The sequence below is a fragment of the Geobacter grbiciae genome (assembly GCF_018531165.1).
Classification (GTDB): domain Bacteria; phylum Desulfobacterota; class Desulfuromonadia; order Geobacterales; family Geobacteraceae; genus Geobacter; species Geobacter metallireducens.
Window position 1 is genome coordinate 103,928 of record NZ_JAHDIW010000008.1, and the last position, 25,912, is coordinate 129,839.

Annotated in this window: 27 protein-coding genes and 1 tRNA gene; 20 read left to right on the plus strand and 8 right to left on the minus strand. The window is 56.6% G+C overall.

Annotation, left to right across the window (positions count from 1 at the left end; genetic code table 11):
• Positions 1-2 precede the first annotated feature (2 nt).
• Positions 3-245, minus strand: a complete 243-nt coding sequence (locus KJB29_RS11215; protein WP_215734653.1) for a hypothetical protein — start codon at positions 243-245, stop codon at positions 3-5.
• A gap of 376 nt (positions 246-621) precedes the next feature.
• Here KJB29_RS11215 and KJB29_RS19835 point away from each other — a divergent pair, with 376 nt between their 5' ends.
• The 6 genes from KJB29_RS19835 to KJB29_RS11245 all read left to right on the plus strand — a co-directional run bounded on the left by KJB29_RS19835 (position 622) and on the right by KJB29_RS11245 (position 7,092).
• Positions 622-837, plus strand: coding sequence for a hypothetical protein (locus tag KJB29_RS19835; protein WP_246561196.1), 216 nt, complete (start codon positions 622-624; stop codon positions 835-837).
• 122 nt (positions 838-959) lie between these two features.
• Entirely contained in the window at positions 960-1,199 is a 240-nt protein-coding gene (locus KJB29_RS11225; protein WP_215734654.1) for a cation-transporting P-type ATPase, read from the plus strand.
• A gap of 53 nt (positions 1,200-1,252) precedes the next feature.
• Positions 1,253-3,799, plus strand: coding sequence for an alpha-glucan family phosphorylase (gene glgP / locus KJB29_RS11230; protein ID WP_215734655.1), 2,547 nt, complete (start codon positions 1,253-1,255; stop codon positions 3,797-3,799).
• Between the two features lie 11 nt (positions 3,800-3,810).
• Positions 3,811-4,665, plus strand: coding sequence for a YihY/virulence factor BrkB family protein (locus KJB29_RS11235; RefSeq protein ID WP_246561199.1), 855 nt, complete (start codon positions 3,811-3,813; stop codon positions 4,663-4,665).
• 27 nt (positions 4,666-4,692) lie between these two features.
• A complete protein-coding gene (locus tag KJB29_RS11240) occupies positions 4,693-5,118 on the plus strand; it encodes a DUF1003 domain-containing protein (RefSeq protein WP_246561201.1) in 426 nt (141 codons plus the stop codon).
• 138 nt (positions 5,119-5,256) lie between these two features.
• Positions 5,257-7,092: a potassium transporter Kup gene (locus tag KJB29_RS11245; RefSeq protein WP_246561238.1), complete on the plus strand. Its 1,836-nt coding sequence runs from the start codon at positions 5,257-5,259 to the stop codon at positions 7,090-7,092.
• Positions 7,093-7,429: 337 nt separating this feature from the next.
• Here the strand turns inward: KJB29_RS11245 and KJB29_RS11250 are convergent, their stop codons facing one another.
• Complete coding sequence (locus tag KJB29_RS11250; RefSeq protein ID WP_215734657.1) at positions 7,430-7,855, minus strand: hypothetical protein; 426 nt, start codon at positions 7,853-7,855, stop codon at positions 7,430-7,432.
• An 81-nt stretch (positions 7,856-7,936) separates the two neighbouring features.
• On the opposite strand from KJB29_RS11250, the gene KJB29_RS11255 reads away from it, so the two are divergent.
• A complete protein-coding gene (locus tag KJB29_RS11255) occupies positions 7,937-8,167 on the plus strand; it encodes a hypothetical protein (protein ID WP_215734658.1) in 231 nt (76 codons plus the stop codon).
• Here the strand turns inward: KJB29_RS11255 and KJB29_RS11260 are convergent.
• Complete coding sequence (locus KJB29_RS11260; protein ID WP_246561215.1) at positions 8,161-8,400, minus strand: ferritin family protein; 240 nt, start codon at positions 8,398-8,400, stop codon at positions 8,161-8,163. The genes KJB29_RS11255 and KJB29_RS11260 overlap by 7 nt on opposite strands.
• A gap of 154 nt (positions 8,401-8,554) precedes the next feature.
• Positions 8,555-8,704: a hypothetical protein gene (locus tag KJB29_RS11265; RefSeq protein ID WP_215734659.1), complete on the minus strand. Its 150-nt coding sequence runs from the start codon at positions 8,702-8,704 to the stop codon at positions 8,555-8,557.
• A gap of 318 nt (positions 8,705-9,022) precedes the next feature.
• Between KJB29_RS11265 and KJB29_RS19720 the strand changes: the two genes are divergently transcribed.
• On the plus strand, positions 9,023-9,325 hold the full coding sequence (locus KJB29_RS19720; protein ID WP_343213559.1) for a sensor histidine kinase: 303 nt from the start codon (positions 9,023-9,025) through the stop codon (positions 9,323-9,325).
• A 257-nt stretch (positions 9,326-9,582) separates the two neighbouring features.
• Here KJB29_RS19720 and KJB29_RS11275 read toward each other — a convergent pair.
• Positions 9,583-9,657 (minus strand) — tRNA-Val (locus KJB29_RS11275).
• Between the two features lie 194 nt (positions 9,658-9,851).
• On the opposite strand from KJB29_RS11275, the gene KJB29_RS11280 reads away from it, so the two are divergent.
• The 8 genes from KJB29_RS11280 to KJB29_RS11315 all read left to right on the plus strand — a co-directional run bounded on the left by KJB29_RS11280 (position 9,852) and on the right by KJB29_RS11315 (position 17,623).
• On the plus strand, positions 9,852-10,637 hold the full coding sequence (locus tag KJB29_RS11280) for an enoyl-CoA hydratase/isomerase family protein (RefSeq protein WP_246561217.1): 786 nt from the start codon (positions 9,852-9,854) through the stop codon (positions 10,635-10,637).
• A gap of 13 nt (positions 10,638-10,650) precedes the next feature.
• The gene (gene cobO, locus KJB29_RS11285; RefSeq protein ID WP_215734661.1) at positions 10,651-11,181 is read left to right on the plus strand and encodes a cob(I)yrinic acid a,c-diamide adenosyltransferase; all 531 of its coding nucleotides are present in this window, start codon (positions 10,651-10,653) and stop codon (positions 11,179-11,181) included.
• A gap of 12 nt (positions 11,182-11,193) precedes the next feature.
• Positions 11,194-11,598, plus strand: coding sequence for a coenzyme B12-dependent isobutyryl CoA mutase small subunit (gene icmB, locus KJB29_RS11290; protein ID WP_215734662.1), 405 nt, complete (start codon positions 11,194-11,196; stop codon positions 11,596-11,598).
• Positions 11,599-11,609: 11 nt separating this feature from the next.
• Entirely contained in the window at positions 11,610-12,398 is a 789-nt protein-coding gene (locus KJB29_RS11295; protein WP_215734663.1) for an enoyl-CoA hydratase/isomerase family protein, read from the plus strand.
• Positions 12,373-13,335, plus strand: coding sequence for a methylmalonyl Co-A mutase-associated GTPase MeaB (gene meaB, locus KJB29_RS11300; RefSeq protein ID WP_215734664.1), 963 nt, complete (start codon positions 12,373-12,375; stop codon positions 13,333-13,335). Before KJB29_RS11295 ends, meaB begins: the two co-directional genes overlap by 26 nt.
• Before the next feature lie 82 nt (positions 13,336-13,417).
• Positions 13,418-14,284 (plus strand): L,D-transpeptidase family protein, encoded by an 867-nt coding sequence (locus KJB29_RS11305; protein WP_215734665.1) that lies wholly within the window; start codon positions 13,418-13,420, stop codon positions 14,282-14,284.
• Positions 14,285-14,327: 43 nt separating this feature from the next.
• Positions 14,328-16,970: an A-adding tRNA nucleotidyltransferase gene (locus KJB29_RS11310; RefSeq protein ID WP_215734666.1), complete on the plus strand. Its 2,643-nt coding sequence runs from the start codon at positions 14,328-14,330 to the stop codon at positions 16,968-16,970.
• Between the two features lie 335 nt (positions 16,971-17,305).
• Positions 17,306-17,623: a hypothetical protein gene (locus KJB29_RS11315; RefSeq protein ID WP_238378999.1), complete on the plus strand. Its 318-nt coding sequence runs from the start codon at positions 17,306-17,308 to the stop codon at positions 17,621-17,623.
• A gap of 80 nt (positions 17,624-17,703) precedes the next feature.
• Here KJB29_RS11315 and bioA read toward each other — a convergent pair whose 3' ends face one another.
• From bioA to bioB, 3 genes are read right to left on the minus strand one after another with little or no spacing between them, the layout of a single operon-like run.
• Positions 17,704-19,071 carry an adenosylmethionine--8-amino-7-oxononanoate transaminase gene (gene bioA / locus KJB29_RS11320; RefSeq protein ID WP_215734668.1) on the minus strand — a complete coding sequence of 456 codons (1,368 nt, stop codon included), beginning with the start codon at positions 19,069-19,071 and terminating at the stop codon, positions 17,704-17,706.
• Entirely contained in the window at positions 19,058-19,783 is a 726-nt protein-coding gene (bioD, locus tag KJB29_RS11325) for a dethiobiotin synthase (protein WP_215734669.1), read from the minus strand. The genes bioA and bioD overlap by 14 nt, the downstream gene beginning before the upstream one ends.
• Positions 19,776-20,765 carry a biotin synthase BioB gene (gene bioB / locus KJB29_RS11330; RefSeq protein ID WP_215734670.1) on the minus strand — a complete coding sequence of 330 codons (990 nt, stop codon included), beginning with the start codon at positions 20,763-20,765 and terminating at the stop codon, positions 19,776-19,778. Before bioB ends, bioD begins: the two co-directional genes overlap by 8 nt.
• Before the next feature lie 223 nt (positions 20,766-20,988).
• Here bioB and rimP point away from each other — a divergent pair, with 223 nt between their 5' ends.
• The 4 genes from rimP to infB are packed head-to-tail and all read left to right on the plus strand — an operon-like array spanning position 20,989 to position 25,906.
• Entirely contained in the window at positions 20,989-21,468 is a 480-nt protein-coding gene (gene rimP, locus KJB29_RS11335; protein ID WP_215734671.1) for a ribosome maturation factor RimP, read from the plus strand.
• 36 nt (positions 21,469-21,504) lie between these two features.
• Entirely contained in the window at positions 21,505-22,650 is a 1,146-nt protein-coding gene (gene nusA, locus KJB29_RS11340) for a transcription termination factor NusA (RefSeq protein WP_004511481.1), read from the plus strand.
• A gap of 6 nt (positions 22,651-22,656) precedes the next feature.
• Positions 22,657-23,274 (plus strand): DUF448 domain-containing protein, encoded by a 618-nt coding sequence (locus tag KJB29_RS11345; protein WP_215734672.1) that lies wholly within the window; start codon positions 22,657-22,659, stop codon positions 23,272-23,274.
• Complete coding sequence (gene infB, locus KJB29_RS11350) at positions 23,252-25,906, plus strand: translation initiation factor IF-2 (protein WP_215734673.1); 2,655 nt, start codon at positions 23,252-23,254, stop codon at positions 25,904-25,906. Before KJB29_RS11345 ends, infB begins: the two co-directional genes overlap by 23 nt.
• Positions 25,907-25,912 lie beyond the last annotated feature (6 nt).

A 25,912-nucleotide genomic window follows, 5' to 3' on the forward strand; every position in this document is an offset into this window, starting at 1 on the left:
CATCAAGTGTAATCTCCTTTCGGGTCCTGTGTTGTTGTCGAGACATATCGACGCTGGCTGACCTGCGATGTTACTAAGTCGCAGCCTTCGGTGGATTCGACAAAAGCTCTAACACTGACTGAGCGGTGTACGGGATGGCCATTGACAATCAAGAATACCAGCATGCTTTGCTTTTTCAGCAGTCGCTCCAGAAATTCAATATATCGGTCGGCGGTCAGATCACCTTTGACCATCGTAAAACGCATAGAACCTTTTGGCGCTTATGGCTGAGGCGAGATTCAGACTGTGTCTTGATCCGGTGGTACTGGCCACTCAGGTGCTGGCAATCTTCATTATCCGCACTCGCCGTGATCCAGTTTAACAGCCGCCCCAATCCTTGGCTGTTCGCCTGTTCGTTGACAGGTGTAGCAGTGGCCGCCCTGCTGCCGTTTACTCCTTTCGGCGAACATTTGTGCTTGCCGAGGGGATCGCCACCATCGCCGCAGCCTTCTATCCCATGCCTGTGCTGGTGCGTCTCAGTGATTTCAAGACCAACGAATATGCCAAAGCTGATCGGCGGCAGGGCGTTCGAGCCGCAGGAGGAGAACCCGATGATCGGGTTTCGCGGTGCGTCACGCTATTATGACGACCGGTACCGGGAGGGGTTCGCCCTTCGAATGCCTGGCAGTTAAACTGGTCAGGGAAGAGATGGGGGCTGGACAACGTCATTCCCATGGGACCCTTCTGCCGGACCGTGGGCGAAGGGGAGCGGTCCTTGCCGAAATGGCACGAAACGGCCTGAAACTGGGCGAAAGCGACCTGCAGGTCTACGTCATGTGCGAGATACTCAACCGGTAGCCGGCTTTGTGCTTACAGGTAGTCATGTCGGCATGTGGTATACTTGCTGATGTTGAAGCAGAACTTGGCCGCGTTATCAGCTGATCCTCCATCCCAGCTCAGTGTGCTGCATGGGAGGCTCAATGCATCAGGCCTCTCTTGAAGACTATTGCCTGCGGCTTCGCAGTGACTTGCAGCAGGGACTATCTCCAGCGGAAGCCGTGCTAAGACTGCGCCGTGATGGGCCAAATCTTCTTGTGCAGCGTCGGCGAGAGCCGGAACTGCTCAAGTCCCTCCGCCAGTTTTTGAATCAGGCGAAATTCCTGCAGAAAATGGGATATCCTTTATTGGTTCCGAGTCGTGAGAGTAATGGCCACTGCTGACCTCCCCCCTGATACTGATCCAGTTTTCAGGCGTGAAGGTTAGGAGAGAAAAGGTGCGCAAGCTCAAAAGATTTGGCAGTCCCATCTATACGTTCTTCCCTACCGAGGTCGAGGGATTCGATTCCCTGGGAGAGCTGGCGCTGAATATGCGCTGGTCGTGGAACCATGCGGCCGACGAAGTGTGGGCGCAACTCGACCCGGAACTCTGGGACCTCACCCACAATCCCTGGGTCGTTCTGCAGACCGTCTCGCGGGACCGCCTCCAGCAAATGTTGAACGATTCCGTCTTTCGCAGGAAGGTTGATGACCTGGTGGAAATCAAGCGTCATGAGGCAGAGGTTCCAGCCTGGTTTCAGCAGAGGCATCCCCGGAACACCTTGACCTCTGTCGCCTATTTCAGCATGGAGTTCATGCTGAGCGAAGCGCTACCTATTTACTCAGGAGGACTTGGCAATGTGGCCGGCGACCAGCTCAAAGCGGCAAGTGATCTGGGCGTACCGGTGGTCGGCGTGGGGCTCCTTTACCAGCAAGGTTATTTTCGTCAGGTAATCGATCGGTACGGAGCGCAGCAGGCTCTCTTCCCATACAACGATCCCGGGCAATTGCCAGTCATGCCGGTGCGCGAAGCGAACGGGGAGTGGCTGCGGCTGGAGATTGTGTTGCCCGGTTACTCGCTCTGGTTGCGTGCCTGGCAGGTGCAGGTGGGGAGAGTGAAACTGTACCTCCTGGACAGCAATGACGCGGCGAATTTTCCCGCCTATCGGGGAGTGACCAGTGAGCTTTATGGTGGCGGACCTGAGCAGCGTCTGAGGCAGGAAATGGTCCTCGGGATCGGCGGCTGGCGATTGCTTGAAGCACTCGGCATCAAGCCTGACGTCTGCCACTTGAATGAAGGGCATGCGGCATTTGCGGTATTGGAACGGGCGCGCAGCTTTATGGAAGAGACAGGGCAACCTTTAGAAGCCGCGCTGGCCGTTACAAGGGCGGGGAACCTCTTCACCACCCATACGCCGGTGGCCGCCGGGTTTGATCGTTTTGACCCGCAGCTTATCGAGCATTACCTCGGCGATTATGCCCGGAACAGGCTCGACATTCCGCCTCGTGATCTGCTGGCCCTCGGCCGGCTCAATCCGGACGATCCCATGGAATATTTCAATATGGCGTACCTGGCCGTACGGGGGAGCGGAGCGGTCAACGGGGTGAGCCGCCTGCACGGAAAGGTGAGCCGGAGTATTTTTCAGGTTCTCTTCCCGCACTGGCCGGAGATCGAGGTGCCGGTGGGGCATGTGACCAATGGCGTCCATATGCCGAGCTGGGATTCGGCAGAGGCCGACGCCCTCTGGACTGAGTACTGTGGCAAGGAGCGCTGGCTGGGAATGACGGAAACCCTTGAGGGAAAGATCCGTTGTGTCCCTGACGGCAAGCTCTGGCAACTCCGCGCTGACGCCCGCAAGTCTCTCGTTGGCTACGTCCGCGAACGTCTGTCCAAACAACTGGCCGCCTCAGGCGGAGCACCCGAGGAGATCGGGAGCGCACAGCATATTTTGGATGCCAACACTTTGACGCTGGGGTTCGCGCGCCGCTTCGCAACCTACAAGAGACCGAACCTGCTGCTGTACGACCCCGAGAGGCTACTTCACATCCTCTCCGATCCGCAGCGACCGGTGCAGCTCATCATTGCCGGCAAAGCCCATCCAGCTGACCAGGCGGGGCAGGCCATGATTCAGGAATGGATGCGGTTTATCCGGCGCCCCGAAGCGTGCAGGCACGTGGTCTTCCTGAGCGACTACGATATGCTGATGACCGAACGTCTTGTGCAAGGGGTGGATGTCTGGATCAATACACCACGGCGGCCTTGGGAGGCGTGCGGCACAAGCGGCATGAAGGTGCTCGTCAATGGCGGGCTCAACCTGTCGGAGCTGGATGGCTGGTGGGCTGCAGCCTACACGTCTGACGTGGGGTGGGCGCTGGGCGACGGAAAGGAGCATGGCAGCGACCCGGTCTGGGATGCTGCCGAAGCCGAGGCACTTTATGCACTTCTTGAACAGGAGGTGGTCCCCGAGTTTTACAACCGCGACCGGAACGGTATCCCTGCAGCCTGGGTGGCACGTATCCGTGAAAGCATGTCCCGTCTTACAACGTATTTTTCCAGTAATCGTACGGTGCGCCAGTACACCGATCAGTACTATATCCCTGCCGCTGTTGCCTACCGCAAGCGAGCCGCCGATAAGGGAGAAGTGGGTGCGCAGGTGGTGGCATGGCGGCACGCCCTGGAACGGGGGTGGGATAATCTTCGCTTCGGCGAAGCAACGATTACGAATAAAGGGGATCAGCATATAGTCGAGGTTCAGGTCTATCTCAACGGCCTCGATCCGGATGCGGTACTGGTCGAGTTATACGCCGAAGGAGTCAACGGCGGTAATCCGGTGCGCAAGGAGATGACGCGCGGTCAAAAACTGGTAGGCGCGGAAAACGGCTACCTCTTTGGAGCCCAGGTGCCGGCGACACGACCAGCCACAGACTATACGGCGCGTGTGATTCCTCACCGCACAGGCATCGCAGTTCCCCTGGAAGCCGCCTCTATCCTGTGGCAACGATGAGAGGGCAGGTCATGGGTCGCCTCTTTAGCTTTCTGCTGAGGGTGGTGCGCGGGTTCAGACGCAATCAGGGGCTCTTGTTATCCGGCGCTGTCGCCTTTTATACCCTCTTGTCGATTGTGCCCATGTCAATCCTTGCCCTCATCGTCCTGACCAATTTCATCGAAGAACAGCAGTTGATTCTCACCTTGTCAACGTATCTGGGAATGGTGATCCCCGGATATGCGGTGACGTTAACCGAACAGGTGCGGGGGTTCCTTGAACATCGCAAGGCGATCGGTATCATCGGCTTTATCGTCATGCTGTTCTTCAGTTCCCTGGCCTTTTCCATGCTGGAAAACGCCATGTCGGTAATCTTTTTTCAGCGGGTCAGGATTCAGCGCCGCAACTTTCTCATCTCCGCTATCATTCCCTATCTGTACATCTTTGTGATGGGTCTCGGCATCGTTCTGGTGTCGTTTATTGTGGGAGCAATCGAAACCCTCGAAAACAGGCATCTGACTATTCTCGGCTGGAGTTTGAACCTTGGCGGTAATACAGGCTTGGCGCTGTATGTCCTGGGGATAGCTGGCGAGGTGCTGATATTCACCTCCATCTATCTGGTTATGCCCGTGGTGCGGGTCAGGTTTCGTCACGCGTTCATCGGCGGGGTAACCGCAGCGGTTTTATGGGAGATCACCCGCCGGGTGCTGATCTGGTATTACGCGGTCGTGTCCATGGTAAACGTCATTTATGGTTCCATCGCCGTGACGGTGGTGGCCCTTCTCAGCATAGAAGTCGTGGCGGTAATCCTGCTCCTTGGCGCTCAGGTCATTGCGGAACTGGAGCGCAAACCCGGCGAATCAGAACAATCAGGATTTGAGACCTGATGATAACGTAATGACAAGGAGAGCACCATGAAACAGCCCGCATTCCCTCCGCCTTACATGCATGAACACGCTCCGATAAAGAACGTCAACGAAGTTATCAAGGAACGGCTTACGGTAGGCCAGAGAGCGTCAGACTGGATCGCCGCAAAGGTTGGTTCGTGGCATTTCATCATCGGGCAGTCCATACTTCTCACCTTGTGGGCGATTCTCAATGTTACCGCCTGGGTGCGACATTGGGATCCCTATCCCTTCATTCTGATGAATCTCGTGCTGTCTCTCCAGGCGGCCTACACCGCCCCCATGATCATGATGAGCCAGAACCGGAAGGCAGATCGCGACCGTATCGAGGCGCACATCATTACGAAGTCAACCAGAAGGCGGAAACCGAAATTCGGGTCATTCTGGAGAATCTTGAAGCGCAGAACGTCGTCATCGCTGAAATCCACAAGTTGATCGAGGAAGTGCATAACGGGAACACGGTTCAACGGTGAGCCAATGAAAAGCAGTATTCAAGGAGAAATCCATCCTTTGCTTTCTGCTGCAGAGGATGACGGACATCGTAGATCGGACCGCCCCATTCTTCTGCTTAGTATGGCTGCCCTCGGGATTGTCTACGGCGACATCGGGACGAGCCCGATCTATGCCCTGCGGGAATGCTTCCACGGCTCCCATCCGTTTCCGCCAACGCCGGACAACGTCCTTGGCGTACTGTCGCTCATCTTCTGGGCGCTCATGATCACCATATCGATCAAGTATCTGCTCTTCGTGATGAGTGCCGACAACCACGGCGAAGGGGGCATCCTGGCGCTCTTGGCACTGCTCGCGCCCTGGCGCGACCGTTCCCGGAAGAGTCGGGTGCTGCTCTTTATCGGGCTGTTCGGCGCGGCGCTCCTCTATGGCGATGGGGCCATTACCCCGGCAATATCGGTCCTATCCGCCGTGGAAGGGCTGGAGATCGCGGCTCCGGGGTTGAAGCCGTACGTGCTGCCGATCACCATCGCGGTCCTGGTGCTCCTCTTCCGCTTCCAGAAGCGCGGCTCCTCCCGGATCGGCACCGTGTTCGGCCCCGTCATGCTCCTCTGGTTCGCGACGCTGCCCATCTTGGGCATCAGCTGGATTGTCCGTGCGCCACAGGTACTCACCGCCGTCAATCCGGCCCATGGCGCCGATTTCTTCATCCACAACGGCTGGCACGGTTTCGTGGTCCTCGGGGCCGTTTTTTTGGTGGTGACCGGCGGGGAGGCCTTGTACGCCGACATGGGGCATTTCGGGCGTTTTCCCATCAGGCTCGCCTGGTTCGCCCTGGTGCTCCCCGCACTGCTGCTCAACTATTTCGGCCAGGCAGCCCTTATCCTGCTCAATCCCGGGCAGGCGCGCCAACCGTTCTTCAATCTGGCGCCCGGTTGGGCGCTCTATCCCCTGGTAGTGCTTGCTACCCTTGCCACCGTGATTGCCTCACAGGCGGTAATATCCGGAGCATTTTCCCTTACCCGGCAGGCCGTACAGCTCGGGCAGTTCCCGCACGTCCATATCATCCAGACCTCCCGGGAAGAAATCGGGCAGATCTACATCCCCAGCGTCAATTGGCTGCTCATGATTGTGACGATCTCCCTCGTGCTCGGTTTCGGCTCTTCCAGCAAACTTGCCGGTGCCTACGGCGTGGCGGTTACGACCACCATGGTGATCACGGTGGTACTGGCATTTTTTGTTGCTGTCGGCACATGGCGGTGGCATCCCGTCGCTGCCGCTCTGATCACGACACTGTTCCTGACGGTGGACCTGTCATTTTTCGGCGCGAACATGCTGAAAATCGGGGCCGGGGGCTGGTTTCCCCTGGCAGCGGGCGGCATCGTCTTCGCCATGATGGCGACCTGGCACCGTGGCCGGGAAATCCTCGCTCAACGACTCCAGGAAACCAGGGAACCTCTCGACCACTTCCTGCTGCGGATTGCCGCGAATCCCCCGTTGCGCGTTCCGGGCACGGCGGTATTCATGGTCAAGCGTGTTCCCGGAGCCCCTCCCCAACTGCTCCATCATCTCGCCCATAACCATGTGTTACATGAGCAGGTCGTACTCCTCACTGTCGTTACTAGAGAAGTCCCCCGGGTAACGGCAGAGAAGCGACTTGAGGTCATCAGACTGGAACAGGGCTTCTCCCAAGTGACCGTAAACTATGGCTTCATGCAGAGCCCCAATGTGCCGGTTGCCTTGCGCGAGTGTGAATTGTTCGGCCTGAAGGTGAATCTGGACACCACCACGTACTTCCTTGCCCACGAGACCCTGATCCCCTCCCTGAAGCGCCGCGGCATGATGCTCTGGCGGGAGAAACTGTTCTCGTTCATGACCCGTAACGCCCTGCCGTCGACAGATTTCTTCAGGATTCCGCCCGAGCGGGTCGTTGAATTGGGGATTCGGCTCGAAATTTAGTTTGACGCGGGGATTGTTGGTCAGAATTTAGAACCGGCAACTGGGACCAGGAGGTAGGTGTGCAGGAAGTAGTAAAGCGGTCCGACGCCCAGCAGGGTGATGGGGTGCCGGTTCATCGGGTTGCGCATAACGGGTGGTGGTCTGATACCACTCCGGCTTTCTCCACCTTTGCAACAACAAGCACAGGATTGAAGGACATAATCAGATCCTTCGGCATAAGAATTTTCTGGCGTTACATACGAGCAAAATTGGTATTGCGCGCAAGAGAGGATGCGGCGCCTTGCATTCCAGTCTCCTCGCGACACGTTGCAAGTGCCTCACGTGAAATGTTTTCTCATCAATGAGCTGGGGGAATGCGACGGATCGGGTCACCGGTGCGGGAACTGTATTCGGTCGTGAGAAAGTAGATTATCTGTCTCGCCTCGCCTGGCGTGATCTGTGGCGCCGCCAGCTTGACCATCCTGTTGACGATTCTTTCCCACTCCTCCGGCGTATTGTTGCTCAAAATATCCTTCACAATGTGGCAGGTGGCACACTTGACGATCAGGAACTGCTTGCCGCGCTGGGAGTCCAGTTCGGTATTCGACAGGTCATTGTGGGAAATGTACGGAATTTTCCGGATCTTGAGCGCGAGGTAGTATCCCGCCGAAATCCCCACCAGGGTAAACGCCAGCAGGAATACCGCAAATCCGATAAAGACGATATGCTTCAGCAGTCCGGGAAAGAACCGTGGGATGACGAGCTTCAGCATCAGCAGAAACAACAGGGTGACAGCCTGGGTGGCGTGGACGTGCTAAGCGCCGAAAGCGGTTCCCAGTGACGCGTCATTCGTTCGGTCATCACCGTGGTCATTACTACAAATACGAGGGCGAACGACCAGCCGGCCACCCGGTGGATTGTGAGGAGTGTGGTGCTGGTCGACTGCCTCCCGAACCGCATCATCATCGTCCAGACCGCCGCAGTTCCGAGCACGAGGAACAAGATACTGACGAAGGTGCTTATTGCCGGTGACATGGGTACCTCCGGTGCCGATTATCCCGATTCCAACTCCAGACTGAGCGGAGCATATCAATAATCCTTGAGGTTGCTGAATTCGTCCCAGGCAAGGAAGTTTTTGGGTGATTCGACGAAAGCGTAGATGTTCTCGCCGATGCTTAGGTGCTTCCGCTCCTCGGCGGCGATCATAAGCAGGATCTCGCGGGCTCCCTGGTCCTTCGCCTGTGTAGCCAGCTCCTCGTAAAAGCTGACCCCCTTTTCCTCTTCCTTTACTATGTGCTGGTACGCGTCGGGGCCTTCCAGTTCGACCATGGGGTCACGCTTTGCCAAGAGTGGCTTGAACAGGCATGCCGCTTCCTCCAGGACCTTGAACTGTGGTTGTCCGTTATTCAGGCCGGTTCATATTTCTATCCGGCACCGATTATCCAGCTACTTGATTGTAACATGTATTTTCAGAAGGGGAGCGTCAGCGTCGATCGCGCTCGCGACGCAATGCGCCGATACCGACGATGATAGTGCCGAAAATCCCGCTGACAATCATTGTTTCGCCGAGTATCTGAACCCCGCCACCCAGCCGGGCAATCACCAGCATCGCGTCGCCGATCACGAGCGCCACAGCAGCAATAGCTCCGGTGAGCCGCTCTAGATTGCGGCTAACGCGATCTCCCAGGGATTCAATGCCCGGAGCCTTCAGTCGGCCCAGATTGCTTTCGGCGAGTCGTCGGAGGACGCGTCGCGTGTCGCCGGGCGCCTCACTTATGAAGCGCTCCAGTTCGCGCGCTAGCTTGGTTGTCTTTTCCGTTCCCCACCGCGAGCTGCATCGGGAAACGGTAGATCTGAGCGGAATGGCGCGTGCTGTGGCCGCTGAATTTGGAAATGGGGGAGCCCCGACGTAAGGTGACCTTTACCATTTCGGATGGGCTGACAGTCAACGGTGATCCGAAGTTATTGCAAGTACACCAGCAAACGTGAAGATGCGGTCATCGAGTTCGGTATGGCCGAGGTTGACGGTAAACCGGCGTATTTCGTCCGTGACAACGGGTCCGGCTTTGAGATGGCCCATTCGGACAAACTGTTTACCCCCTTCCAGCGACTCCCCGGCACGAGCGAATACACGGGACATGAAATAGGACTCCCCACGGTGCAGCGGATCGTTCAGCGGCACGACGGGCAGGTGTGGGCCGAGGGAGAAGTGGGGAGGGTGCTACCTTCTATTTTTCGCTTGCATAGCAGCTGACCATTTCCCTCGGAATACAGCATAAGGACTGTGCACTTACTTGATGCGGCTGAGACTTGGGTACTCCCGACGAGAGTTTTTGAGAATGTGATTGTAGCGATTTGGGCACAAAATGGGCACAGGCTTGACTAGGTTGTGTGGGAATCGTTGGCGAGTGGAGAAATTGATGGTTAAATGGGCTGGTGTGCAGTGTTGTAACTGTTTTAAATCGCAATAAAAAACCGGCCAAGTTTCTTGACTTGACCGGTCGTGTTCTCTGGTGGGCGATACTGGGTTCGAACCAGTGACCCCTGCCGTGTGAAGGCAGTGCTCTCCCGCTGAGCTAATCGCCCAAAAAGTAGAAAGTTAATAACAAAACCGTTAAACCATGTCAAGCTTTGAATTTTATTCGGAGGGACGAGAGGTATTGAGTAAGTTTAAGTGATAGTAAAAAATCGTTATACTTCCCGTTGAATACACCTTGACAGCCAATCGGCGCTGTTGTTATAGTCCGTCACTGCGGTTTTTATCGGTACTAAAACAGGAGATGGTTTTGAGCGCAAAACAGATTGCCGTCAGGCATGATGATGCCATTGCCGTTGTTTCTTTGGCCAGACCTGAGTCACGTAACGTCTTGAGTCGAGATCTGGTTTTGGGTTTGCTCTCTGCATTCACCTCGCTTAAGGACGATGGGAGGGTGAAGGGGATTGTGGTTACCGGTGAGGGAAAGAGTTTCTGTGCCGGCGCTGATATCTCCGAGATGGCCCGCATGAGTCCTGCCGAGGCGTCGTCATTCGCCGAATTGGGGCAACGGCTCATGTTTGCCGTCGAGAGGGTCGGAAAACCGGTGGTGGCTGCCGTGAACGGTCATGCGCTTGGTGGCGGGCTTGAACTGGCGCTGGCTTGTGATTTCATTGTTGCTGCTGAGTCAGCAGTCTTCGCCGCTCCCGAGGTTCTTCTCGGCGTCATGCCCGGCTTCGGCGGCACGCAGCGTCTGCCGCGGTTGATCGGCAAGTCACGGGCAAAGGAGATGATATTCACCGGGGAGCGGATAAATGCGGCGAAGGCCCACTCCATTGGGCTTGTCAACCGTGTTGTCTCTGATGACCGGCTTCTCGCCGAGACAGTCTCGTTGGTCAAGAATATCTGCAACCGTGGGCTTCTTTCCCTCCGCGTGGCGAAGGAGGTCATCGACGCCGGGGCGGGTATCGATCTTGCCACAGCCTGTTTGATGGAACGCGATGCCTTTGCGCTCTGCTTTTCCACTGACGACCAAAAAGAAGGGATGCGCGCCTTCATGGAGAAGCGGGAACCCCGCTTTACCGGACGGTAACTGGGAAGGGACCATGAAACTGGAGCAAGGGTGTATTCAAATTTACACGGGTAATGGCAAGGGGAAGACCACTGCTGCCCTCGGACTTGCTTTCCGTGCCCTTGGCAGGGGCATGAAGGTGTTCATGCTTCAGTTCATGAAGGGGGGAGGCCCCTATGGGGAACATGCTGCCGCCGAGCGGTTCGCTCCCGACTTTACTATAATCCAGACCGGGAGACCGGGGTGGGTTGATAGGGATAATCCCGATCCGGAGGATGCGCGTCTTGCCCGGGAAGCTCTCGAAACAGCACGCACTGCCTTGACCTCCGGGGAGTACGATCTGGTTATTCTTGACGAAGTAAACGGTGCCGTTTCTTTCGGGCTTTTGTCAGTTGAGGATCTGCTGATACTCATGGAGCAGAAACCTTTGAGTGTTGAACTCGTTTTGACCGGCAGAAATGCTGATGAACGGGTCATCGCTGCCGCTGATCTTGTTACTGAAATGCGGGAGATCAAGCATTACTATCGTGCCGGTGTTCCGGCTCGAGTCGGAATAGAAAAATAAGGGGAGAGAGTCATGACTGAAAGAACACTGCGTATTCTGGTGGGTAAACCCGGGCTCGACGGCCATGACCGTGGGGCGAAGATTATTGCCCGAGCTTTCCGTGATGCCGGTTTTGAGGTCATTTATACGGGGCTCCATCAGACGCCGGAGCAGATCGTTTCCGCAGCCATTCAAGAGGACGTTGACGCGGTTGGCTTGTCTATCCTCTCGGGTGCCCACAATGCGCTCCTGCCGCGGGTCTGCCAACTGCTCAAGGAGAAGAAGGCTGACGATATCGTAGTTTTTGGCGGAGGCGTTATCCCCGATGACGATATTCCCGGGCTCAAACAGGCTGGCGTCAGCGAGGTATTTACGCCAGGAACCTCAACTGAGTCCATTGTGCAGTGGGTGCGTGAAAACGTGGCCCCGCGCGCATAGTACGTTATCCCATGCCGTATAAAAAACTTCGTATCGAGATCCGCAATAAAGTCGGTTACATCCTGCTGTGTTCCGGCCAGCGTTTCAATAAACTCAGCATTACTACACTGAGAGAAGTGAAACGGGCCATCACCGAACTTTCGCACGACCCCGAGGCGGTTTGTCTCGTCATCACCGGTTATCCGGGCGAATCCTTCGCCGTCGGCGCCGATATCTCCCAAATGGCGGAGTTCGGTCCTGCCGACGGCTTTTCCTTTGGCGAGCTCGGGCAATCATTGTTCGAGGCAATAGAGTCGTGTCCCAAGCCAGTCATCGGCGCTCTTAACGGAATTACCATGGGGGGGGGATGCGACCTGGCACTTGCCTGTGATCTGCGGATCGCCAGCGATGCACTCGTCATTGCACACCCTGGCGCAAAACTGGGTATCATTACCGGTTTTTGCGGCACCCAGAAGCTGCCACGCCTGGTGGGGAGAAATTACGCCCGGGAAATCTTCATGACCTCCGAACCTTACCGCGCTGCCGATGCCCTGCGGATGGGACTCGTGGACCGGGTATACCCAGCCGGTGAATTCTGGGAGAGGGTCGTGGCTTTTGCGGAGCGGATCGCTAAAGTCTCGCCCGCTGCCCTTGCCATGGCAAAGAAGGCGATCAATGCCGCCGAGGACTGTGACCTGAAGACCGGCTGCGCCCTCGAGGCAGCGTCTTATGCATATCTCTTTGCCACGTCGACTGAGCGGGGGCGAATGACTGAATTTTTGGAAGGAACGACGAATGTCTTTGGCTCAGAGGATACTTGACGGCGATTTACGTGCCGCGGCCCGTCTCATGCGAGACCTGGACGATGGATTTCGGAGCGCTGCCGAGGAGATGAAGAGTCTCTATCCCCACACAGGGCGTGCGTTCATACTGGGCATCACTGGACCTCCGGGGGCAGGTAAATCGACCCTGGTTGATCAGCTCACTGCCGCCTATCGTCAACGGGGACGCAGGGTGGGGGTGGTGGCCATCGATCCCACAAGCCCCTTTACGGGGGGGGCGATTCTTGGCGACCGGATCAGGATGAACCGCCATGCCGAAGACCCCGGCGTTTTTATCCGGAGTCTCGCCACCCGAGGACATATGGGGGGACTTTCCCGCTCCACCGGCGACGTGGTGAACGTCATGGATGCCATGGGGATGGATGTGGTCATCATCGAGACTGTCGGCGTTGGGCAGGATGAGATCGATATTGTCCGTATGGCCCATACGACCGTGGTTGTTTCGGTGCCAGGCCTGGGTGACGACATCCAGGCCATCAAGGCGGGAGTGCTCGAAATCGGCGATCTCTTCGTGGTCAACAAGGCCGACCGGGAAGGGGCTGACCGGACTGCCCGCGAGCTTGCTGCCATGCTGGAGATGAAGCAGGCCAAACCGGGCGATTGGCAGCCGAAGGTGCTCCTTACCGAGGCAAGCCGCAACAAGGGCATCGAAGAAATGGTAGATGAGATCGAGGCGCACCACGGCCACCTCGTGAATTCCGGTGCCCTTGAACGTCTTAAGGAAGAGCGGAGCGCGCGGCAGTTCATGGATTTGCTGCGGGAACGGCTCTTTGCCGAAGTCTATGGCCATATACATGTAAATGGCCGCTTTCGGGAGATTGTCGAGGATATGGCGGCGCGTCGGACCGATCCCTACAGTGCCGTGGAGATGATAATCGCTGAACGGTTCACGGGGCGGCAGGCGTCTAACCCTTGACCGTAGCGATGAAAAGTGTTACTTTCCGCGTAACGTAAATGGGGCTTCGGCCCCTTTCCTTTTTTCCGCAGGCCTGGTACCCATGATCCGCAAGCTGGCATACGTCATCGCTCTTCTCATTTTCGCTGCAATCGTCATTCGTCAACCCGAATCCACCGCAGACCCCTCCGCATCCCCCAAGGACAGCTCCAAGGAGGACCTGACGCGGATCGATTATCCGAGTCTTCGGAAGATCGACTGGAAGCCCCACTTCATCAAGCCCAACGAGACCCTTGAATCCCTTTTCGGCAACGATTGGGTGACGGTCGCCCGTTTCAACAGGATAGACCGGCGCCACACCTATCCGGGAATGACCATCAAAGTCCCTTCCGATATGGCATCAGCCCGCAGCTATACTCCGCTCCCCCTTGAGTATGAGACGGCAAAGCGCTACCAAAAGTTTATCCTCATCAGCCTTACCGAGCAGTGGATCGGCGCCTATGAGAATGGCAAGCTCAAGTTTTCCATGCCGGCAGCTACTGGCAAAACGGGCCATGAAACCCCGACAGGCCTTTTCCGTATTGATGCCCGTCACCGTACCCATACCTCATCCCTCTACCAGACCGACGATCTGTCGGCCCAGTATCCGATGGATTTCGCCATGCGTTTCCATATCGGCGCCGACAATGTGTCATACTGGATTCATGCACGGGATCTCCCCGGAAAACCCGCATCCCATGGGTGCGTTGGCCTCTTTGATGAGTCGATGCAAAACCGCATGTACGGTATCCCGGCAAAGCCGGTTCTCTTTGATTCCAAAAAGCTCTACGACTGGGCCGTAGGCGAGTCTGAGTACGGCGAGGACAGCGGTGAGCTGGAATTGATCGATGATGCCCCGGTGGTGGAAGTGGCGGGAGAAAATCCCGTCTATCAACCGTTCCCCCCTAAGCCGATGGCGGCGTCCCGCTGATCTTTTCCTTTACTTTTGCCGCTGATACGGCACACTCTCTTCCATGGACGTTATCGCCACCCACGTGAACGCCGATTTTGACTGCCTTGGCGCCATGGTAGCAGCGAAGAAGCTCTATCCCGAAGCCCTCATGGTCTTTCCCGGTTCCCAGGAAAAGAGCATGAGGGATTTCTTTCTCAAGACCACCGGTTATATGCCGGCCTTGACCCGCCTGAAGGACATTGATCCTGCCCAGATATCACGGCTTATCCTCGTGGATTGCCGTCACACATCGCGTATCGGCCGCTTGGCCGAGGTGGCGAAGCGGCCTGACGTCGAAGTTCATATCTACGACCATCATCCAGACTCCGCGGGAGACATCACCAAGATCGGCGGCGAGATCCGCGAGTGCGGCTCATCCACGACTATTCTGACCAAGATACTCATGGAAAAGGGGATCGAGGTGACGCCGGTTGAAGCGACCCTCATGATGCTCGGCATTTACGAGGATACCGGAAACCTTACCTTTCCATCCACAACGGTTGATGACTATGGAGCAGCTTCGTGGCTTCTTGCCCATGGAGCAAACCTGAATGTTGTTGCCGAATTCGTTTCCCAGGAACTAACGCCGGAGCAGGTGTCGCTATTGAACGACCTCCTCCATTCGCTGCAGACGGCGAGCGTTAATGGTGTCGATATTTCGCTCGCTCACGCGTCCATTGACCATTATGTGGGAGATGTTGCCGTGCTGGCCCACATGATGCGCGATATGGAAAACCTTGAATCGCTCTTCATCGTGGTCGGCATGGGGGAGCGGGTTTACATCGTGGCTCGAAGCCGCATCCCTGAAGTGGACGTGGGGGCGATCCTGCGCGAGTTGGGCGGTGGAGGCCATGCAACCGCTGCCTCCGCAACGGTTCGCGATCATACTGTCATCCAGGCCTTGGCACGACTCAAGCAACTTTTCCCCGAGTGGATCAACCCTAAGCGTACGGCCGGCGATCTCATGTCGTCTCCGGTGAAGACGCTGCCGGTGGAGACCACCATTGCCGAAGCCCGCGAACTCCTGACCCGCTACAATGTGAACTCCATGCCGGTTATCGAGGGAGGGGGGATGGTCGGGATCATCTCTCTCCGTATTGTGGAGAAGGCCCTCTATCACGGGCTCGGCTCCCTGTCGGTCAGCGAATATATGCATACGGAGTTCATGCTGGCTGATCCCGACACCCCCATCGCCGTCATCCAGAACTACATCGTCGGGCAGCATCGGCGGCTGGTCCCTGTCTTTGCCGGCGAGGATCTTGTGGGGGTCATAACGCGGACCGATCTCCTCCGCTATATGTACTCCGGCATGCAGCACAACGCCGAGGCGGTCTACGATCTCGGCAGGGAAAACCCGCCGGTACGCCGTCGCGAGGTGGTCCATCTCATGAACAAGAACCTTCCGCGCAGGGTGGTGGATACGCTTCGCGAACTGGGGAAGGTAGGGGATGGGCTTGAACTGCCTGTATTCGCCATCGGCGGCTTTGCCAGGGATTTGCTGCTGGGCGGGAAGAACGACGATATCGATATTACGGTGGAGGGGGATGGCATCCTCTTTGCCGAAACCTTTGCGGCGACCCATGAGTGCCGCGTCAAGAGCCACGCCAAGTTCGGTACCGCTGTCATTGTGCTTCCCGACGGTTTCAAGATCGATGTGGCAAGTACCCGCCTTGAGTTCTATGAAACTCCCGGTGCCCTTCCAACCGTGGAGCGTTCCTCCCTTAAGATGGATCTGTACCGGCGTGACTTCACCATCAACACCCTTGCGATCCAGCTCAACACAGCCAACTTCGGGCTTCTCATCGATTATTTTGGTGCCTACCGCGATTTGCGGGACAAGGTCATCCGGGTCCTCCACAATCTCTCGTTCGTGGAGGATCCAACGCGGGTCTTCCGGGCTGTCCGCTTTGAGCAACGACTCGGGTTCCAGATTGCGCGGCATACGGAGAACCTTGTCAGAAATGCCGTGAAGATGGGCTTTCTCGACAAGCTCGGCGGCAGGCGCCTTCTGAACGAGTTGGTCATCATCCTCCGGGAGCGGGAGCCGGTCCGGGCAATCCTGCGCATGGAGAGTCTGGGGTTGTTGGGTTTCATTCATCCTGACCTGACGCTTGAAACTGAAAATCTGAGGGTACTGGACGAGGTCAAGAAGGTTGTGACCTGGTTCGAACTGCTCTACCAGAGAGACCAGGTGGAGACATGGGTGGTCTATTTTCTTGCACTCACTTCACTCCTTGCCGATGATGCGTTCTTTGAGATGTGCACACGGCTATCCGTTTCGGAACATTACCGGGAGAAGCTCATTGACATGAGGGTGCATGGCGAGCAGATGCTGGCCGTGATGGAGCGAAAAGTTGCCGGGAAGAAGCCGGTTCTGCGGAGTAACATCTACTTCTGGCTTCGTGGCCTCTCCCCTGAGGTGCTTCTGTACATAATGGCCAAGACTCGTCGTGATGAGGTGCGGAAGTTCGTCTCCCTCTACGTCACACAACTGCGCGAAGTTACCTGTATGCTTACCGGAGATGATCTCAAGGCTATCGGACTTCCACCGGGCCCTCGTTACCGAGAGATCCTCGATGCGGTACTTTCGGCGCGATTGAATGGAGAAGTGTCAACGAGGGAGGAGGAATCCCGGCTCGTCAAACAGATGCTCAACTTTGTGTAGCGATTAGGCCACGGTCTGTCAGACCTTCAGCCTACTGACTAAACTGACCATTTTAGCACGTTCGGAAATTTTGACAGGGCCGCCTGTCTGTTGCTGTATCTGTCTCGGACACGTCATGGGATGATTTATTGGTAGTGAGTGCGATTGGTGTCTAAAATATACCGTATATACGATTGGTTGTGGGTTTGATTGCTGTCGTGCCCCCGACCGGTCTGGTTTTTGCTATAACCCTGTAGTCTGATATTTTGACACAGGGGTTGGCAATGGATAGAGCACATCGAGGCCTTTGGGGCGTGATCACATTTCTTCTCCTCGTGATCTGGTGTACACCCTGTATGGCCGATGATGCTTTTGAGAGCATTTTCCGCAATGCTTTTCTCGGAGGGCTTGTGGGAGGGGTTGCAGGAGCGGCGTTCCTTGCCCTGGCGGACAAGCCGGGCGATCACCTTGACTATATTGGCTATGGGGCTGCCGGTGGTGTTCTTGCCGGCGCTGCCTATGGCTCCATCAAGACAACCCGGGCCTTGGCTGAAGTTGATAACGGTAAAGTGAAGCTGGCGGTTCCAACAATCGTTCCCGGATTTGTTCCTGTCGGGACGAAGGGCGAAAGGGAAGTTGTCCTGACAGCGGAAGTTCTTCGCGGCAGATTCTGACAACAGGTTTTTGGATCGAAGAAAAAGGGGGTGGTCACAAAATGGTGGCCGCCCCCTTCTTTATTTACAATAAGCCGACGTCAGGTTCGCAATTCGGTGATGGCCCTGATTGAAGCTTCAATACCGTCCATGAGGAAAGCGAGTTCGTCGAGGCTGATGGAGAGGGGGGGGAATACAACGATGATGTTGCCGAGGGGCCTGAGGAAAACACCACGGTTACGGGCTTCGAGACATACCTGAATGCCGACCCGCTCCTCCCAGGGGAATGGTTCCCGTGTTTCTGCATCTTTCACCAGTTCGATGCCGGCGATCATGCCGCACTGGCGTACTTCTCCCACGTGCCTGACTTCATTTAATGCTTGAAGTCTTTCTGTCAAGTAACCAATTTTGTTGGTGAGGCTATCGAGGAGCCGTTCGTTTTCGAACAGGTCGAGGCTCGCCAATGCCGCAGCGCAGGCAATGGGGTTGCCGGTGAAGGTATGGCCGTGGAAGAAGGTCTTCATCTCTGGATAGTCGCCGAGAAAGGCATCATAGACCTTCTGGGTCGTCATAGTGGCGGCGAGGGGAAGATAACCTGCCGTAATCCCCTTGGAAAGGGCCATGATGTCGGGGGTGATCCCCTCCCGTTCACAGGCGAACATGGCTCCGGTGCGACCGAAGCCTACCGCCACCTCATCGGCGATCATCAGGATGTCGTAGCGGTCGCAGAGTTCCCTGACCCGCCGGACAAAACCGTCGGGCTGTACGATCATGCCACCGGCGCCCTGGACTAAGGGTTCGATCACCAGGCCGGCAACTTCATGGGCATGGATTTCCATGAGCCGTTCCAGTTCCTTGAGGCAGCGCATGCCGCAGTTGGCGCTGTCCCTCTCGCCGAACTCGCAGCGGTAACAGTAAGGGGCGGGGGCTTGGATTGTTGGGAAGAGGAGGGGGCGGAAAACAGCGTGATAGAGGTCGATGCCACCGACGCTTACGGCACCGATGGTGTCGCCGTGGTAGGCATTTTTGAACGAAATAAATTTTGTTTTCTCCGGTTTCCCTTGATGCTGCCAGTACTGGAAGGCCATCTTGACGCCGATCTCAACGGCAGTTGAACCGTTGTCGGAGTAAAAAACCTTGCAGAGCCCTGGCGGGGTAATCTCCACGAGGCGTCGCGCAAGCAGCACCGCTTTGTCGTTGGCGAGTCCCAGGAGGGTGGAGTGCTCAAGTGTGTCCACCTGGGCCTTGATTGCTTCGTTGATTTCACGCTTGCAGTGCCCGTGGACGTTGGTCCAGATGGCTGCGACGCCGTCCAGGTAGCGGTTCCCCTCAGAATCAACGATCCAGGTGCCCTCGCCTCTGACAATGACGACAGGGTCACTGTCCTCCCACTCCTTCATCTGGGTGAAGGGGTGCCAGACATGGGCGCGGTCGTACTCACGAAGTGTCTTGGTGTCAGATGGTTTCAATGCCAATCTCCCGCAATAGAATTTTTGTGGTGCCTTGGCCAGACAGGTGGTTGCTCAGAGTTTCGACAATGATCCGCTGGTCGGCCGCTTCCACCTTGGGGAATACGCCGAGCAGGGGAGCGCCGGACAATGAGTCAATGAGGTGCGGCGCGTACTCTTCAGCTGTGTCGGGTTTGTCGGGGTAAGAATTGATGATGGTCCCCCGCACCTCGATGCCGAGCTGTTTCGCGGCGAAGCAGGTAAGCACCGTGTGGTTGATAGTCCCGAGGTTGGGGCGTGCCACCACCAGAAGCGGAAGCTTCAGTGCAAGCGCCAGATCCGCCACCATGAGCCCTCCCGAAAGGGGGACCATGAGCCCTCCGGCTCCCTCCACAAGCACGAAGTCATGGCGGGCCACAAGGCTTTCGAATGCGTTCCGTATTCGCGAGAAATCGATCCGGACGTTCTCCCTGGAAGCGGCCACTGACGGAGCAATGGGAGTGCGGAGACAATAGGGGGCGCACTCTTCATCGAGGGGGACTCCCGCCGCCCAGGCGAGCAGTTCCGCATCCTCGGAGACGAGGGAGCCGTCCTGCTCGACGCAGCCGCTGGTGACCGGCTTCATGACACCCACGTTGATCCCTTGTTTCCGCAAAAGGCGCGCCAGAGCCGCCGTCACAATCGTTTTCCCAACGTCGGTGTCGGTCCCCGTGATGAAGATTGCATTACTCACAACAACCTCCGACAGTCAGTTCCAGATCCCTGAGCATCTGCCAGTCCTGCTCGGCAGGGCGGCCGGTGGTGGTCAGGTAGTTGCCGATCATGGTTCCGCTCGCTCCCGCGAAGAATATCCACGATTGCAGGTCCCGCAGGCTCTGCTCGCGGCCGCCGCAGACGGCAATTTTCTTTGTCGGAAGGATGAGCCGGAAAAGCGCGATGGTTTTCAGGCACTCAAGGGGTGAGATGAGTTTTGAGCCCGCAAGCCGGGTCCCTTCAATGGGGTTGAGGAAATTGAGGGGCACCGAGTCCACGTCAAGCTCCCGCAGGGTCATGGCCAGCTCGACCCGTTGCGCCGCCGTCTCCCCAAGGCCGAAGATACCACCGCAGCATATGGTAAGACCAGCCTGCTTCGCCACCCGTACCGTCTCAACATCCTCTTCGTAGTCGTGGGTGGTGCAGATATGTGGGAAAAAGCTCCGGGACGTTTCCAGATTGTGGTGATAGGTCTCGACGCCCGCCTCCTTGAGAGTCACTGCCGTTTCATGGTCGATGATGCCCAGCGAGCAGGAGGGAGCAATGGAAGTAGTTTCTCTTATGCGGCGCACAGCCCGGCAGATACGGTCAAGTTCTTCCCCCTTTTTGATCGTTGTGCCGCTCGTGATTATCCCATAGCAGTGGGAACCGGCTGCTTCAGCCTCCTTGGCGCAGGCCACTATCTTGTCTTCGTCTACAAGGGGGTAGATGGGCGCGTTGGTGGTGTGGTGGGCCGACTGGGCGCAGAAGGCGCAGTTTTCCGGGCAGCGTCCCGATTTGGCGTTAATGATGGAACAGAGATCGACGCCGTTGCCGAGGAAGTGTTCCTTGACCCGGCTTGCGGCCAGAAAGAGGGCAAAGGCATCAGTTCCGCTAGAGGCCGAGAGAGCGATGGACTCTTCCACTGAGAGTTGTTCGCCGGCAATAATCCTGCCAGCCAGTGTTTCAAGGGATCTGTTCATTGATGATACCTCCGAGCCCTGAAGTACCATAGGGATTTGCTAGTTGTCAACTTTGCTTTGGTGCTTGGTTAACAAGCGGTGGTGGAAATTGCCGAAAACCATGAAAACGACAAAATAAAAACTTGCATTTTACTTATGTGTCTGGTAGTAGGTAACAAGTTTCCGTTCACGAGAAGTGAGCTCCTCCAGCTCACTTTTTTTATTTTGCGAGGTTTTTCGAAGTATGGCAAAGGATGAAGTTGTCGACAGGGTTACGACTCTGGCGGAAAGTCTCCTTTCTTCTCAGGGGATGGAACTGGTCGACATCGAATATAAGCGCGAGGGGCGCCACATGGTTCTCCGGCTTTTTGTCGACAAGGCCGGCGGCATAACCCTGGATGACTGTGCTCTGGTGAGTCGCGAATTCTCCGAGATCCTGGACGTGGAGGATTTCATCAGCGAGAATTACACCCTTGAGGTGTCATCCCCTGGGCTGAATCGCCCCCTTAAAAGGGAGTCCGACTACGAGCGCTACCGCGGGCGTCTTGTCAAGGTCAGGACCTATGATGTCGTCGAGGATGAGGACGGGAACCGGCGCAAAACGTTCCTTGGCGACCTCCAGGGGCTTGCGGGCGGGATTGTAACTCTTAAGCTTCGCGAGGGGCAGATGGCTCGAATCCCCCTTGCCAAAATCGCAAAAGCCAACCTTGAATTCGGGTTCTAGATTAGAAAGATAAAGCACTTCCAAGGAGAGACGGACGTGGAAACGACCTTCAACCTCAAGCACATTATTGATCAGATCGTGAAGGAAAAGGGGATAGACCGGGATATCGTGGTCGAGGCCCTTGAGCAGGCGGTGCTGTCCGCCGCGAACAAAAAGTACCGCAACACACGTGATCTTGAGGCCCATTACAATCCCGAGGTCGGTGAAGTCGAGCTTTTCGAGTTCGTCACCGTGGTTGACGAGGTAATGGACTCGTACAAGGAGATTGATCTTGAGGAAGCCCGTGAGATCGACCCTGACGTGGAGGTGGGCGACTCCCTCGGTATGAAGATGGATGCCAGCGGTTTCACGCGGATTGCCGCCCAGACCGCAAAGCAGGTAATCATTCAGAAGGTGCGGGAAGCGGAGCGGGAAACCATTTTCAACGAGTTCAAGGATCGGATCGGTGAGTTAATCAACGGTGTGGTTCGTCGATTTGAGAAGGGGGACCTCGTTGTTGATCTTGGTCGCGCCGAGGCGCTTCTTTCCAACAAGGAGCAGGCACCGCGTGAGGTTTACCGTCAGGGTGACCGTATCAAGGCGCTTATCATGGATATCCGTATGACTCCCAAGGGTCCCCAGATCATTCTTTCCCGGACCCATCCCGGTGTGCTTGCCAAGCTCTTCGAAGCCGAAGTTCCGGAGATCGCCGAGGGGATCGTTGAAATCAAGTCCGTCGTCCGCGAACCGGGAAGCCGGTCAAAAATTGCGGTTTACTCCCACGATTCTGATGTTGATCCGGTTGGTGCGTGCGTCGGCATGCGCGGATCGAGGGTTCAGAACGTTGTGTCCGAACTCCGCGGCGAGAAGATCGACATCATCCCGTGGTCTGAAGACCCGGCGCGGTTTGCCTGTAATGCGCTTCAGCCGGCTGCGGTTTCCAAGGTCTACATCGACGAAGAAAATAAAGCGCTCGAAATCATTGTCGCTGACGATCAGCTTTCCCTTGCCATTGGCAAGAAGGGGCAGAATGTTCGGCTTGCCGCAAAACTCACCGGCTGGAGAATCGACATCAAGAGCGAAACCCGTGCTGCCGAGGCAGAGCTCCTAGAGTTTTCTTCCTACGACGGTGCTACTGAGGAAGCGCCTCAGGAACCTGTTGAGGAGTCCGAGGCTCAACCTCTGGAGCAGGGCGAAGAGTAGGAGCCAATGGCGAGGAGTGAGCCTCGGCGAACATGTCTGGGATGTCGGGCTGAGAGGGGGAAGGACGAGCTTCTTCGCTATGTCCTTGACCCCGAAGGGGCGGTTGTCCCGGATATCCTGGCAAAGTTGCCGGGGAGGGGTGCTTACACCTGCTTTTGCCGCGAGTGTGTCGAGAAGGCCGCTACCCGGAAGCAATTTGCCCGCGCCTTTAAGGGCGAGGTGCGGGGTGCGACCAGTAGGGATCTCGTGAATATGGTTGTTTCGAGGCTGGAGGAACGAATTGCTTCATATCTGGCCCTTGCAAACAAGGCAGGAAAGATCGTCTCTGGCAGCGACATGGTGATGGAGGCGATGCGCAAGAAGAACAAGATCGGTCTTGCAATCATAGCCGGCGACGTTTCTGCCGAGATCGGCGATAAAGTCACCGGTGTGGCTGCCCGTGAGGGGATTCCCTGTTTTCGAATTCTGGACAAGGACAGGATCGGAGGGCTTCTGGGCAAGGGACTGCGAAGCGTGGTGGCGATTGAAGCGGGAGGGTTCGTCCCCCCGTTAGTGAAAGAGTTACAGAGATACGGAAATTTCCTTGATGGGGGTGCGGTTGATGAGCAAGACCCACGTGTATGAACTTGCTAAAAAGATGGGTATTGAGAATAAAGAGCTGATGGCCCGGCTGAAGAGCCTCGGTATCGAGGTGAAGAGCCACCTGTCGGTTCTCGAAGATGAGGACGTGCAGAAAGTCACCGCTCCGCCTACACCGCCCAAGGGAGTCCAGCAGCAGGAAGAAGTCCGGGTGACCACCACGGTTATCAGGCGCCGCCCTAAAGCTGTCGCCCAACCACCCGAGGAAGTTGCACCGGCGGCTGTAGAGTCTGCCGTCATTGAAGAGGCGCCTGCGCCCCGAGTGGAGGCCGTTCCCGAAGAACCGAAGGCGTCGCCGGCATCTGTGGAAACTGTTCCCGCAGTCGAAGAGCCTAAGGGCGTGGAGCCCAAGATTGGGGTGCCAAAGGTAGAAATACCCGTAGCAGTAGAATCCAAGGCCGAAGAGCCCAGGGTGACTGCTCCGCCGGCACAACCGAAGCCTGTTGCGGCAGAGGAAGAGAAGCCGACCATGAATCGCGCCCGAATACTTGGTCGCGTGGAGCTTCCGGGCCTCACGACCGCTTCGAAGCCTGTACACAAACCGGCAGAAAAGCGGGAAGTGGTCATTCCCCCAAAGAGGAAAGTGGAAGAGCGTGTCGTAACACCCCAGCCGGTTGCTCCTGGGGCAGATGATCGCAAGAAGAAGTCCAAGACGTTCACCGAGCCTGAGACGTCGGCTGGCGGCGCACCGGGTGCCAAGAAAGGCGCCCCTGGCGGAAAGAAGAAGGAAGCTTTCAAAAAAGCCGAACTCCTCGAAAAGCGGGAGAGAATTTTCGAGCCCGGCCCGAAAACCGGCAAGGGAAAACGGCGCGAGCGGGAATCGGTTACCTTTGGAAAGAAGACAGAGATTACTGTCCCCAAGGCTATCAAGCGGATTATCAAGATCTCCGAGTCGATCACTGTAGGAGAGCTTGCCAAAAGGATGGGGGTCAAGGCTACTGACCTCATCCGTGTACTCATGAAGATGGGGATGATGGCCACCATCAATCATCCCCTCGACGTGGATACCGCCACCCTCGTTGCCGCCGAGTTCAGTTATGAAATCGAGAACGTGGCTATTGATACGGACGAGATGCTCGAATCGGCGCCCGATACCCCGGAGAGTCTCAAAAAGCGTCCGCCGGTCGTTACCATCATGGGCCACGTCGACCATGGAAAGACTTCACTTCTCGATGCAATCCGCGAAGCCAATGTCATTGCCGGTGAGGCCGGGGGGATCACCCAGCATATCGGAGCCTATGACGTTGAACTCAACGGTCGAAAGATAACCTTCCTTGATACACCTGGTCACGAGGCATTCACCGCCATGCGTGCCCGCGGTGCCAAGGTGACCGACATCGTCATCCTCGTGGTCGCGGCAGACGACGGCGTCATGCCCCAGACCCGTGAAGCCATCAACCACTCCAAGGCTGCCGGTGTGCCGATCATCATCGCCATTAACAAGATTGACAAACCCGAAGCGAAACCCGAGCGTGTCAAGCAGGAACTCATGGAGTTCGGTCTCGTCTCGGAAGAGTGGGGCGGTGAAACAATTTTCGTGGAAGTTTCCGCCAAGAAGAGGATCAATCTTCCCGAATTGCTGGAAATGGTCCTGCTTCAGGCCGACGTTATGGATCTGAAGGCGAATCCCGACAAGGAAGCCCGCGGCACCATCGTCGAGGCCAAGCTGGACCGGGGCCGTGGGCCGGTTGCCACGGTACTGGTCCAGGAAGGTACCCTCAAGGTGGGCGATTACTTTGTGGCCGGCGTCCACTCCGGCCGGGTTCGCGCCATGCAGAACGATCGGGGTGACAAGGTCCTTGCAGCCGGTCCCTCCATGCCTGTTGAAGTCATCGGATTCACGGGCGTCCCTGATGCCGGCGATGTCTTTATCAGCCTCTCCGACGAGAAGAAAGCCAAGGAGATTGCCTCCCATCGTCAGCAGAAACTGCGCGAAACCGAGCTTGCCAAGCACAGCAAGATGTCCCTTGAGCAACTCTATGACAAGATACAGAAGGGCGAGGTCAAGGACCTCAACGCCATCGTCAAGGCCGACGTCCAGGGATCGGTGGAGGCCGTATCGGACTCGCTGCGCAAACTATCTACCGATGCGGTGCGTCTCAACGTCATCCATTCGTCGGTCGGCGCCATCACCGAAACTGACGTGAACCTCGCCTCCGCTTCCAACGCCATCATCCTCGGCTTCAACGTCCGTCCTGAGCCGAAGGCATCGGCGATGGCCGAAAAAGAGGGCGTCGACGTCCGCCTCTACAACATCATCTATGATGCGGTGGAAGATATCAAAAAAGCCATGGAAGGTCTGCTGGAGCCGACTCTCCGTGAGAAGTATCTTGGCCGGGCCGAGATCAGGGAAGTATTCTCTGTTCCCAAAGTCGGGAATGTTGGCGGTTGCTATATACAGGACGGCAAAGTGTTGCGTAACGCATCGGTTCGGCTGCTGCGCGACAATGTGGTTGTCTACGAAGGGAAAATGTCGTCACTTCGTCGCTTCAAGGATGATGTGAAAGAGGTGGCAACCGGGTATGAGTGCGGTATCGGCCTGGAAAATTATAACGATATCAAGGTGGGAGATATTATAGAAGCCTTTGAAATCGAGAAGATTGCGACAAAGCTGTAAGGGATT

Bases quoted from the DNA above. Each gene is read 5' to 3' on its own strand.
- KJB29_RS11215 (WP_215734653.1), bottom strand. From the start codon at position 245: ATGCGTTTTACGATGGTCAAAGGTGATCTGACCGCCGACCGATATATT.
- KJB29_RS19835 (WP_246561196.1), top strand. From the start codon at position 622: ATGACGACCGGTACCGGGAGGGGTTCGCCCTTCGAATGCCTGGCAGTT.
- KJB29_RS11225 (WP_215734654.1), top strand. From the start codon at position 960: ATGCATCAGGCCTCTCTTGAAGACTATTGCCTGCGGCTTCGCAGTGAC.
- KJB29_RS11235 (WP_246561199.1), top strand. From the start codon at position 3,811: ATGGGTCGCCTCTTTAGCTTTCTGCTGAGGGTGGTGCGCGGGTTCAGA.
- KJB29_RS11240 (WP_246561201.1), top strand. From the start codon at position 4,693: ATGAAACAGCCCGCATTCCCTCCGCCTTACATGCATGAACACGCTCCG.
- KJB29_RS11245 (WP_246561238.1), top strand. From the start codon at position 5,257: ATGGCTGCCCTCGGGATTGTCTACGGCGACATCGGGACGAGCCCGATC.
- KJB29_RS11260 (WP_246561215.1), bottom strand. From the start codon at position 8,400: ATGGTCGAACTGGAAGGCCCCGACGCGTACCAGCACATAGTAAAGGAA.
- KJB29_RS11280 (WP_246561217.1), top strand. From the start codon at position 9,852: ATGGTTTTGAGCGCAAAACAGATTGCCGTCAGGCATGATGATGCCATT.
- cobO (WP_215734661.1), top strand. From the start codon at position 10,651: ATGAAACTGGAGCAAGGGTGTATTCAAATTTACACGGGTAATGGCAAG.
- icmB (WP_215734662.1), top strand. From the start codon at position 11,194: ATGACTGAAAGAACACTGCGTATTCTGGTGGGTAAACCCGGGCTCGAC.
- KJB29_RS11295 (WP_215734663.1), top strand. From the start codon at position 11,610: ATGCCGTATAAAAAACTTCGTATCGAGATCCGCAATAAAGTCGGTTAC.
- meaB (WP_215734664.1), top strand. From the start codon at position 12,373: ATGTCTTTGGCTCAGAGGATACTTGACGGCGATTTACGTGCCGCGGCC.
- KJB29_RS11305 (WP_215734665.1), top strand. From the start codon at position 13,418: ATGATCCGCAAGCTGGCATACGTCATCGCTCTTCTCATTTTCGCTGCA.
- KJB29_RS11310 (WP_215734666.1), top strand. From the start codon at position 14,328: ATGGACGTTATCGCCACCCACGTGAACGCCGATTTTGACTGCCTTGGC.
- KJB29_RS11315 (WP_238378999.1), top strand. From the start codon at position 17,306: ATGGCCGATGATGCTTTTGAGAGCATTTTCCGCAATGCTTTTCTCGGA.
- bioB (WP_215734670.1), bottom strand. From the start codon at position 20,765: ATGAACAGATCCCTTGAAACACTGGCTGGCAGGATTATTGCCGGCGAA.
- rimP (WP_215734671.1), top strand. From the start codon at position 20,989: ATGGCAAAGGATGAAGTTGTCGACAGGGTTACGACTCTGGCGGAAAGT.
- KJB29_RS11345 (WP_215734672.1), top strand. From the start codon at position 22,657: ATGGCGAGGAGTGAGCCTCGGCGAACATGTCTGGGATGTCGGGCTGAG.
- infB (WP_215734673.1), top strand. From the start codon at position 23,252: ATGAGCAAGACCCACGTGTATGAACTTGCTAAAAAGATGGGTATTGAG.